This window comes from Micromonospora sp. M42 (genome assembly GCF_000568915.1).
GTDB lineage: Bacteria > Actinomycetota > Actinomycetes > Mycobacteriales > Micromonosporaceae > Micromonospora > Micromonospora chalcea.
In genome coordinates this window covers 2,806,324-2,816,127 of sequence record NZ_KK037233.1, presented here as the reverse complement: position 1 = coordinate 2,816,127, position 9,804 = coordinate 2,806,324, and the positions used below count along the sequence as shown (strand labels likewise).

The window sequence follows — 9,804 nt, the reverse complement described above, 5'->3', positions numbered from 1 at the left end:
GCCGCCTCCTCGACGGCGACCAGCACCCGGTGCGCGCCCGAGGGGGGCTCCTGCACCGCCGCGCTCCACCGCCGGGCGAGGTACGCCTCGTCCAGGTTGTCGAGCACGTGCCGGGGCAGGATCCGGCGGTACGCGACCCGCCAGGTCGCGAGCTGGACGCGTGCGATCTCGCCGGCGTCCTCGGGACGCGCGGGCCGGACGTAGCCTGCAGCCATGGCACGTGAGCCTACGCAGGGCGAGGAGGGTGACGGTGGCGCAGGGTGCCGGGCGCACGATCACGCAGGCCGTCGCCGTGGCGGCGCTCGCCGCGGCGGTCACCGTGTTCCTGTCCGTGGCGGCGGTGCGGCACGGCTTCTTCGACCTGCAGGTCTACTACGGCGCGCTCACCTACTGGGCGCGTGACGGCGGGGAGATCTACGACTTCCTGCGCCCCGGCACCCAGTACGGCTTCACCTACCCGCCGTTCGCCGCGCTGGTGATGCTGCCGATGGCGTACCTGCCGTGGAACGCCGCGATCGTGGTGAGCGTGACGCTCACGGTGCTGGCGAGCGCCGTGGTGATCTGGCGGCTGCTGGACCCGGTGGCCCGCCGCTCCGGCTGGACCCGCTGGTTCGCCCTCGCCGTCGCGCTGTGCCTGGCCGCCGCGTACGAGCCGATGCGCGAGACGGTCAACTTCGGCCAGGTCAACATGCTGCTGCTGTTCCTGGTGGCGGTGGACCTGCTGTGGCTGCTGCCGGCCCGCAGCCGCTGGGCGGGCGTGGGCATCGGCCTGGCCACCGCGATCAAGCTGACGCCCGGCATCTTCATCGTCTACCTGCTGGTCACCGGCCGCTGGCGGGCGCCGCCACGTCGGTCGGCACGGCTGCCGTCGCCACGCTCGTGGCCGCCGGTCTCTTCCCGGACGCCTCCCGGGAGTTCTGGACCGAGGCGCTGTGGAACACCGACCGGGTCGGTGAACTGGCGTTCGTCTCCAACCAGTCGTTGCGCGGGGTGGTCGCCCGGCTCGACCCGCAGCACCCCAGCACGATCGCCTGGCTGGCGCTCGTACTCCTGACGCTCGTGGTGTGGGCGTGGCGGTCGCGGGCGGCGGTGGCCGCCGGCGACGAGGCCACCGGCCTGGCCCTGACCGGCGCCGTGATGTGCCTGGTCAGCCCGGTCACCTGGGTGCACCACCTGGTGTGGCTGCTGCCCGGGTTGATCCTGCTCGTGGACAACGGCATGGCGGCGCCCGCGCGCCGCCGGCGGCGCCGTCTGCTGCTGGCCGCCGCGTTGGTCGGGTACGCGCTGCTATGCAGCCGGATCGTCTGGGCCTGGGAGAAGGACTTCACCGGCGTGGACGGCTTCCTCGGCAGCAACACGTACGTGTGGATCAGTCTGGCGTTGCTGCTGGGGCTGCCGATCCGGCGCTGGCTCACCCCGGACGGCGGTGGGCGTCCCGGCGGGGAGGTCCCGGCCGGGTCAGCCTCCGGCGGTGTAGCGCAGCTCGCGGAGCAGGAGCGGGGGGAGTCCGCCGGACAGCGGCACCGGATAGGTGGACTCCTCGCCGTCCGGTGAGTGTCCGGCCCGCTCGTAGAAGCGGCGCGCCCGGGCGTTGTCGGCGAGCACCCAGAGCCGGTACCCGGTCCAGCCCCGCTCGGCCAGGCCGTCCCGGGCCGCCGCGAGCAGCGTCCGGGCGACACCCGAACCCCAGTACGCGGGCTCCACGTAGATCGCCAACAGCTCACCGTGCGCCGGGTCCAGGTCGCCGCGGTCCTGGTTGTTCCGGTACGGCCCGAACGTGGTGAACCCGACGATCGTGCCGCCGTCCTCGGCGACGAGCGTGGTGAACGGGTGCTCCGGGTCGGCGGTGCCGAGGTCGCGGCGGCGCTGGGCCCAGGCGGCCGGGTTCAGCCGGGCCAGCACCTCCGTGGGCATGATCCCGGCGTAACCGGACTGCCATCCGTGGACGTGCACCCGGGCGATCGCCTCGGCGTCGTCCGGTTCCTCCCGGCGAATGGAGAGCATCTGTCCGTTCTATGCCCCGACGGGCGATCGGTCCAGCCGCCGCTCCCGGTGTCGTACCGCTGGATTAGGGTCGCCGGCGATGGCCGTACCGGAATCGCTCTCCCTCGCCCAGGCCCGCCGGATCGCCCTGGCCGCCCAGGGCTTCGCCGACCCGGCGCCTGCCGGCGTGCCCACCCGGCGGCACCTGCGCCGGGTGCTCGACCGGGTCGGGCTGATCCAGATGGACTCGGTGAACGTGCTCCAGCGGGCGCACTACCTGCCGCTCTACAGCCGGCTCGGGCCCTACCCGACCGCGCTGCTGGACACCGCCGCCTACCGCCGCCCGCGTGAGCTGTTCGAGTACTGGGCGCACGAGGCGTCGCTGGTGCCGGTCGGGCTGCACCCGGCGCTGCGCTGGCGGATGGCGAAGGCCCGCGACGAGGCGTGGGGCGGCATGCGCCGGATCGCCCAGGAGCAGCCCGGGCTGGTCGCCTGGGTCCGCGACGAGGTGGCCGCCCGGGGCCCGCTGACCGCGGCCGAGATCGAGCACGACGCGCCCCGGGAGACCGGCAACTGGGGCTGGAACTGGTCCGCCGTGAAGCGGGCGCTGGAGTTCCTGTTCTGGGCCGGCGAGGTCACCGCCGCCGAGCGCACCAACTCGTTCGCCCGCCGCTACGACCTGCCCGAGCGGGTGCTCCCGGCCGCCGTGCTGGACGCGCCCACCCCGACCGACGCCGAGGCGTACCGGACGCTCGTCTCGATCGCGGCCCGCTGCCTCGGCGTGGCCGCCGAGCCGGAGCTGCGCGACTACTTCCGGCTGCCGGTGGCCGGGGCGCGGCAGGCGGTGGCCGACCTGGTCGAGGCGGGCGAGCTGACCCCGGTCACCGTGCAGGGCTGGCGGCACCCCGCCTATCTGCACGCCGACGCCCGGATGCCCCGCTGGGTACGCGGGAACACGCTGGTCAGCCCGTTCGACCCGCTGGTCTGGGAGCGGGCGCGCACGGAGCGGCTGTTCGGCTTCACCTACCGGATCGAGATCTACGTGCCCGCGCCGCAGCGGGTGTACGGCTACTACGTGCTGCCGTTCCGCCAGGGCGAGCGCTTCACCGCCCGGGTCGATCTCAAGGCCGACCGGAAGGCCGGCGTGCTGCTGGTGCCGGCCGCCTGGGTCGAGCCGGGCGCCGACCCGGGGGAGACCGCTGTGGCGCTCGCCGCCGAGCTGTACCGGCTGGCCGGGTGGCTCGGCCTGGACGCGGTCGCCCCGCCCGCCGCAGGCGACCTCGCGGGGCCGCTGGCCGCCGCGCTGGTGGGCGTGGCCGGTGTACGGTGAGCGCGTGACGAGCGTTGACCGGCCTGCCACCGAGCCCGACCCGCACGCCCACAGTGAGCCGCACGTCCACGCTGGGCAGCACGCTCCCGACGGGCCGTGGCAGGGGCCGTACCCGGTCGCGTACCAGCCGGTCGAGACCGACCGGTTCACCCGTATGGTCCTGCGCCTGCACGCCCGCGCCCCGCGCTGGGCGGTGCCGCTGGCCGCGCTCGGCTGCGTCGTCCTCGGCCTGGCGTACGCGATGATCAGCAACCCGACGCAGAGCGACCCGGACGCCCGCCCGACCTGCCTGCTCAAGCTCACCACCGGGCTCGACTGCCCGGGCTGCGGCGGCACCCGCGCGCTCTGGTACGTGCTGCACGGCGACCTGCCGGCCGCCGCCCGGCACCACTTCCTGTTCGTGTTCGCGCTGCCGTTCCTGACCTGGCTCTTCGTGGCCTGGGGCGGCAACCGGGCGTTCGGCTGGAAGCTGCCCGAGCCGCGGTTCAGCCCCAAGGCGATCGGGTTGTTCCTGGCCGCCTGGGGGGTCTTCTCGGTGGCCCGCAACCTGCCGTGGGCGCCCTTCACCTCGCTCTACGTCTAGCCTCCCGCCGAGGGACCGCGCTGACGCGAGGGCCGGGAGATCTTGGACACCCGGGCTGAGCTGGGCGGCAGGTCGGCCGCGCGCCCGATTTCCGCGCCGGGCGAGGGCCAACTACAGTCCCAGGAATGCCGGAGATGGTGCAGCCCCAGGTCAAGTTGATCGCGTGGACCCAGTTCCAGGCGCCCGAAGAGGTGCCCTGGTCCACCGACGCCGACGGCGGGCAGGCGCTCGCCGAGTTCGCCGGCCGGGCCTGCTACCAGAGCTGGAAGAAGCCGAACCCGGCCACCGCCACCAACGCGGGCTACCTGGCGCACATCCTGGAGGTCGGCCACCTGAGCGTGCTGGAGCACGGCTCGGTGAGCTTCTACTTCAGCGGCGTGTCGCGGTCGTTCACGCACGAGCTGATCCGGCACCGGCACTTCTCCTACTCGCAGCTCTCCCAGCGCTACGTGCCGGAGCGGGACGCGGCGATGGTCGAGCCGTCGGTGATCGCCGACGACCCGGAGCTGCACAAGAAGTTCGTCGAGGCCACCGACGCGGCGGTGCGGGCGTACACCGAGTTGCTGGAGGGGCTGGAGGCCCGCTTCACCGACGAGCCCAACCCGACGCTGCGCCGCAAGCAGGCGCGCCAGGCGGCGCGGGCGGTGCTGCCGAACGCGACCGAGACGCGGATCGTGGTGACCGGCAACTACCGCGCGTGGCGGCACTTCGTCAAGATGCGCGCCACCGAGCACGCCGACGTGGAGATCCGCGAGCTGGCGGTGGAGTGCCTGCGGCAGCTCAAGAGCGTCGCGCCGAACGTGTTCGCCGACTTCGAGATCTCCACCCTGCCCGACGGCACCGAGGTGGCGGCGTCCCCGTACGCCGAGTGACCTGTCGCCCTTCGCCGCCGGGTCACCGGTGGTCGTCCGCTAGGTTGTGAGCATGACGCACGACCACTCCGCCGCCCCGAGCCGGGGCGCGTCGCGCCCGTTCGGGCGAGTGATGACGGCCATGGTGACCCCGTTCACGCCGGACGGCGGGCTCGATCTCGCCGGCGCCGCCCGGCTGGCCGAGTACCTCGTGGACGAGCAGCGCAACGACGCGCTGGTCCTCAACGGCACCACCGGTGAGTCACCGACCACCACCGACGCGGAGAAGGAGTCGCTGATCCGCGCCGTGGCCGAGGCGGTGGGCGACCGGGCCCGCATCGTCGCCGGGGTGGGCACCAACGACACCCGGCACACAGTCGAGCTGGCCACCCAGGCCGAGAAGGCCGGCGCGCACGGCCTGCTGGTGGTGACGCCCTACTACAACAAGCCGCCGCAGGCCGGGCTGCTGCGTCACTTCACCACCGTCGCGGACGCCACCGGCCTGCCGGTCATGCTCTACGACATCCCGCACCGCTCCGGCGTGGAGATCGCCACCGAGACGCTGGTGAAGCTGGCCGAGCACGGCCGCATCGTGGCCGTGAAGGACGCCAAGAGCGACCTGACCGCCACCTCCTGGGTGCTGGCCCGCAGCGACCTCGCGTTCTACAGCGGCGAGGACGCGCTCACCCTGCCGATGCTGTCGATCGGCGCGGTCGGCGTGGTCGGCACCTCCACCCACTTCACCGGCGCGCCGACCAAGCAGATGATCGAGGCGTTCGAGGCGGGCGACAACGCCCGGGCGCTCGCGCTGCACCGGCAGTTGCTGCCGCTCTACACCGGCATCTTCCGCACCCAGGGCACGATCCTGGTCAAGGCGGGTCTCGCGGCCCAGGGCCGCCCGGCCGGCCCGGTGCGACCGCCGCTGGTGGACGCCACCGGCGACGAACTGGCCCAGCTGCGCGCCGACTGCGCGGCGGCGGGCCTGCCCCTGCCCGAATGAACAAACGACACGACGGACGCCGCGCGACGGCGTCGCAGAATGAGGTGACGCGTGACCGAGGCGCACATCGAGGGTGAGCTGCCCCCGCCGCTGCCCGAGGGCGGCCTGCGGATCATCCCGCTCGGCGGACTCGGCGCCATCGGCCGGAACATGACCGTCTTCGAGTACGACGGCAAGCTGCTCATCGTCGACTGCGGGGTGCTGTTCCCCGACGTCGAGCAGCCGGGCGTGGACCTGATCCTGCCCGACTTCGGCCCGATCCTGGACCGGCTGGCCGACGTGCAGGCGATCGTGCTCACGCACGGCCACGAGGACCACATCGGCGCGGTGCCGTACCTGCTCGCGCACAAGCCGGACATCCCGCTCGTCGGCTCCCAGTTCACGCTCGCGCTGGTCGAGGCGAAACTGGCCGAGCGGCGGATCCAGCCGTACACGCTGACCGTGCGGGAGGGCGGCCGGGAACGGCTGGGCCCGTTCGAGTGCGAGTTCTTCGCGGTGAACCACTCGATCCCGGACGCGCTGGCGGTGGCCATCCGTACGCCCGCCGGCCTGGTGCTGCACACCGGCGACTTCAAGATGGACCAGCTTCCGCTGGACGGGCGGATCACCGACCTGGCCGGGTTCGCCCGGCTCGGCGCCGAGGGCGTCGACCTGCTGCTGTCGGACTCGACGAACGCGGAGATCCCCGGCTTCGTCACGCCGGAGAAGGAGATCGGCCCGGTCCTCGACTCGATCTTCGCGAAGGCCAAGGGGCGGATCATCGTCGCCTCGTTCGCCTCGCACGTGCACCGGGTGCAGCAGGTCTTCGACTCGGCGGTCGAGCACGGCCGCAAGGTGGCGCTGATCGGGCGGTCCATGGTCCGCAACATGGGCATCGCCCGCGACCTGGGCCTGCTGAACATCCCGCCCGGCCTGGTGGTCGGGATCGAGGAGGCCACGAACCTGCCGCCCGAGCAGATCGTGCTGATGTCCACCGGTTCGCAGGGCGAGCCGATGAGCGCGCTGGGCCGGATGGCCAGCGGCGACCACCGGCACATCACCATCGCGCCCGGCGACACCGTGGTGCTGGCGTCCTCGCTGGTGCCCGGTAACGAGACCTCGGTCTACCGGGTGATCAACCGGCTGGCCCGCGCCGGCGCCGTGGTGGTGCACAAGGACGTGGCGAAGGTGCACGTCTCCGGCCACGCCCCGGCCGGCGAGCTGCTCTACCTGCTCAACGTCGTCCGCCCGAGCAACCTGATGCCGGTGCACGGCGAGTGGCGGCACCTGCGGGCGCACGCCCGGCTCGGCATCGAGTCCGGCGTCGCGCCGGACCGGGTCGTGCTCTGCGAGGACGGCGACGTGGTCGACCTGGTCGAGGGCCGCGCCAGCCTGGTCGGCCGGGTCAAGAGCCGGTACGTCTACGTCGACGGTCTCGCCGTCGGCGACGTCAGCGAGTCGCTGCTCACCGAGCGGCGGATCCTCGGCGACGGCGGTTTCATCGCCGCGACGGTCGTGGTCGACTCGGTCACCGGCAAGGTGGTCGCCGGGCCGACCGTCTCGGCGAAGGGCTTCTCCGAGGACCCGGCCGCGTTCAACGCGGTGGTTCCGCTGGTCACCGAGGCGCTGAACCGGGCCGCCGCGGACGGCATCACCGACCCGCACCAGCTCCAGCAGATCGTCCGCCGCACCGTCGGACGCTGGGTCAACGACGCGTACCGCCGTCGGCCGATGATCGTCCCGACAGTCGTCGAGGTCTGACCCGACCGCGCCGCGCGCCGGTCCACCGTCCACGGTGGGCCGGCGCCGTCGCTTTCCGGGTACGTCCCGACACGCCGCGTCGAAAACCTCCGCTCACCCTCATCCGATCGGCGTCCGTCTCCGTACTCCGGGACGGCCGGCGTGCCCCTGCGCCGGCCGGGAGGAGCGTGGCGGATGGACCGCAGACGGATGACAGCCATCGGCGTACTGGTGGCGGCGGCCGGGTTGACGGCGGCGGTGACCGTACCGTCGTTCGCCGGCGAGGAACCCCGGCGGGCCGCGCCGGCCACCGACGGCGTCGCCCCGGAGGTCCTGGACGCGATGGGCCGCGACCTCTCCCTCACCCGTGACCAGGCGGTGAAGCGGCTGCGCACCGAGCGGTGGGCGGCCGGCACGGTCACCCGGTTGCGTGCCGAACTCGGCGCCGGCTACGGGGGCAGCTGGCTCAGCGCGGACGGCGCGACGCTCACCGTGGCGGTGGCCGACGCGGCCGGCGAGGCGCGGGTCAAGGCGGCCGGCGCGGTCCCGAAGCGGGTCGCCCGGGGCGTCGCCGAGCTGGACGCGGTGAAGTCCCGGCTCGACGCGGCGGGCGGCGCGGCCAGCCCGGACATCGCCGGCTGGTACGTCGACGTGACCGACAACACGGTGGTGGTGGTCGCCCGTCCGGGCGCGGAGGCCGACGGCCGCCGCTTCGCCGCGGCCGCTGGGCCGAAGACCGCGATGGTCCGGGTACGCACCGCCGACGAGGCCCCGCGCCCGCTGTTCGACGTGCGGGGCGGCGACGCCTTCTTCATCAACAACGCCGGCCGCTGCTCGGTCGGCTTCTCGGTGGTGGGCGGATTCGTCACCGCCGGGCACTGCGGCCGGCCGGGGGACCGCACCACCGGATCCAACCGGGTCGCCCAGGGCACGTTCGCGGCCTCCTCGTTCCCCGGCGACGACTGGGCGTTCGTGCGGGTGAACGGCGACTGGACGCCGCAGGGCGTGGTGACCGACTTCAGCGACGGCCGCACGGTGGCGGTCAACGGCTCCACCGAGGCGCCGGTCGGGGCCTCGATCTGCCGGTCCGGCTCCACCACCGGCACCCGCTGCGGCCTGGTCCAGGCCAAGAACGCCACTGTCAACTATCCGGAGGGGACGGTCACCGGGCTGACCCGGACGAACGTCTGCGCCGAGCCGGGCGACTCCGGCGGCGCGTGGCTCTCCGGCGACCAGGCGCAGGGCGTCACCTCCGGCGGCTCCGGCGACTGCACCCGGGGCGGGGTCACGTTCTTCCAGCCGGTCAACGAGATCCTCCAGCGCAACAACCTCACGCTCGTCACCGCCGGTGGCCAGCCGGCCCCGACGCAGCCGCCCGCCGGTGGCGGGGAGACCGCCCCGCCGGCGACCGTCCCGCCGACCCCGCCGGCCGGTGACACCGAGTGCGCCGGCCAGGTGAGCCGGAGCGGCCGGATCGCCGCCGGGCGGGTCCAGGTGCAGCCGGACGGGCGCTTCTTCCGGGTGCCCGGCGGCACCCAGGAGGCGTGCCTGGCCGCGCCGGACGGTGTCCGGGTGACGCTGGAGCTGCAACGCTTCACCAACGGCGCGTTCCGTACCGTGGCCCGCGCCACCAGCGCCGACGGTGTGGCCCGGCTGACCGTCGAGGGCCCGGCCGGCGCCTACCGGTACCGGGTGACCGGACTGTCCGGCTCCGGCGAGTACACGCTGGCGTTCTCCGCCCGCTGACCGCCGCACCGACTGCGGCCCCCGACCACCACCGCCCGGTGGTCGGGGGCCGCGCCGCGTAGCGGGCCGGCAGGTCGGCTCGGCGGCTCAGGCCAGGGCGGCGACCGCTTCGGCGTACGCGGCGCCGGTGCGTACCGCCGCGGCCACCAGCACCTCCAGCTGCGCCGGGGCGACCCCGCAGGACAGGTCCGTGGAGACGCCGGCGGCCAGCACCAGCGTTCCGTCGCCGGGCTCGTGCACGTAGGCGGCGGGCAGCAGCCGGTCGTGGTTCCAGGCGTTGCAGAAGGCGTACGCCTCGGCGCGCCGCTCGGCCGGCAGCCGCCGCTGCGCCACCACGCGGGCGTGCAGCACGTCACCGTGGCGGCCGAGCAGGCGGAACTGGATCGTGGCCTCGCCCCACCGCCCGACGAGTGTGCCGTCCGGCTCAGGCGTGTACGGCTCGCCCCGGGCGTCGAGCGCGGCGGCGAGCAGCGCCGCGTCCAGTGGGGCGGGCTCCTCCGGGCCGGGCGGGCCGGGCTCGGCCAGGTCCGATTCCGGCTCCTCGTCGAACTCGTCTCGGCGGCCAGCGACACGGCGCGGCGAGCGGCCGCTC

The 9,804-nt window shown here is 74.1% G+C and carries 8 protein-coding genes and 2 pseudogenes; 7 read left to right on the top strand and 3 right to left on the bottom strand.

Annotated features, from left to right (window positions below; translation table 11 throughout):
- Positions 1–215, bottom strand: a pseudogene (locus MCBG_RS12650) (GNAT family N-acetyltransferase); the annotation flags it as partial.
- A gap of 35 nt (positions 216–250) precedes the next feature.
- On the opposite strand from MCBG_RS12650, the pseudogene MCBG_RS12645 reads away from it, so the two are divergent.
- A pseudogene (locus tag MCBG_RS12645) lies at positions 251–1,554 on the top strand (glycosyltransferase family 87 protein).
- Here the strand turns inward: MCBG_RS12645 and MCBG_RS12640 are convergent.
- On the bottom strand, positions 1,459–2,004 hold the full coding sequence (locus tag MCBG_RS12640; protein WP_043325794.1) for a GNAT family N-acetyltransferase: 546 nt from the start codon (positions 2,002–2,004) through the stop codon (positions 1,459–1,461). The pseudogene MCBG_RS12645 and the gene MCBG_RS12640 overlap by 96 nt on opposite strands.
- A 79-nt stretch (positions 2,005–2,083) precedes the next feature.
- Here MCBG_RS12640 and MCBG_RS12635 point away from each other — a divergent pair, with 79 nt between their 5' ends.
- The 6 genes from MCBG_RS12635 to MCBG_RS12610 all read left to right on the top strand — a co-directional run bounded on the left by MCBG_RS12635 (position 2,084) and on the right by MCBG_RS12610 (position 9,212).
- Positions 2,084–3,313, top strand: coding sequence for a winged helix-turn-helix domain-containing protein (locus MCBG_RS12635; RefSeq protein WP_043325793.1), 1,230 nt, complete (start codon positions 2,084–2,086; stop codon positions 3,311–3,313).
- Positions 3,303–3,896, top strand: coding sequence for a DUF2752 domain-containing protein (locus MCBG_RS12630; RefSeq protein WP_043325791.1), 594 nt, complete (start codon positions 3,303–3,305; stop codon positions 3,894–3,896). The genes MCBG_RS12635 and MCBG_RS12630 overlap by 11 nt, the downstream gene beginning before the upstream one ends.
- A gap of 134 nt (positions 3,897–4,030) precedes the next feature.
- Positions 4,031–4,768 (top strand): FAD-dependent thymidylate synthase, encoded by a 738-nt coding sequence (gene thyX, locus MCBG_RS12625; RefSeq protein WP_043330542.1) that lies wholly within the window; start codon positions 4,031–4,033, stop codon positions 4,766–4,768.
- Between the two features lie 52 nt (positions 4,769–4,820).
- Entirely contained in the window at positions 4,821–5,747 is a 927-nt protein-coding gene (dapA, locus tag MCBG_RS12620) for a 4-hydroxy-tetrahydrodipicolinate synthase (protein ID WP_043325790.1), read from the top strand.
- 51 nt (positions 5,748–5,798) lie between these two features.
- Positions 5,799–7,487 carry a ribonuclease J gene (locus MCBG_RS12615; protein ID WP_043325788.1) on the top strand — a complete coding sequence of 563 codons (1,689 nt, stop codon included), beginning with the start codon at positions 5,799–5,801 and terminating at the stop codon, positions 7,485–7,487.
- 174 nt (positions 7,488–7,661) lie between these two features.
- The gene (locus MCBG_RS12610; RefSeq protein WP_043325786.1) at positions 7,662–9,212 is read left to right on the top strand and encodes a S1 family peptidase; all 1,551 of its coding nucleotides are present in this window, start codon (positions 7,662–7,664) and stop codon (positions 9,210–9,212) included.
- Between the two features lie 87 nt (positions 9,213–9,299).
- Here MCBG_RS12610 and MCBG_RS34025 read toward each other — a convergent pair.
- A partial coding sequence (locus tag MCBG_RS34025) for a type III secretion system chaperone family protein (protein WP_223201204.1) occupies positions 9,300–9,804 on the bottom strand: 505 nt, incomplete at its 5' end.